This is a genomic window from Candidatus Nitrosotalea sp. FS (genome assembly GCF_011319475.1).
Taxonomy (GTDB): domain Archaea; phylum Thermoproteota; class Nitrososphaeria; order Nitrososphaerales; family Nitrosopumilaceae; genus Nitrosotalea.
Map to the genome: position 1 here is coordinate 1 of NZ_RCMC01000044.1, position 407 is coordinate 407.

Consider the following 407-nt stretch of genomic DNA (forward strand, 5'->3'; position numbering starts at 1 on the left):
CCAAGATGAAGAAAAAATGATGTATGAAGAGTTCAAGGCAGTCACTGCAGTTGCTACAAAGCTTGATGATATGATAAAATCCCTAGATTACCTAGAATCTACGCCCTGGATGAACTAGTTCTCAAAGACTGATCTTACTCTTGGATAAACAGAGGCTTCGTTTTGTTCTGATGTGATTTTTTGTTGCATGGTATGGGTATACTAGGCACAATTATTATATATCATCACCATAGTATGATAACTATACATACTAACATGAGTATAATGAATCTCCGCGTACATGTGGCCCCTGTAGGCTTTGAAATCGACAGGATTGCAATTCCTGCAAAACAGATGAAAGCAGATAGGGTCTGGTTGCTGATGCATGAAGGACCATCAAAGGATCAAGCTCAAGGATACATGGAAAA

Annotated in this window: 1 protein-coding gene; it reads left to right on the forward strand. The window is 38.8% G+C overall.

Annotated elements, in window-relative coordinates:
• Nucleotides 1-333: 333 nt before the first annotated feature.
• Nucleotides 334-407, forward strand: a 74-nt coding sequence (locus DYY66_RS15730) for a hypothetical protein (protein WP_394352546.1), incomplete at its 3' end; no start/stop codon positions are given.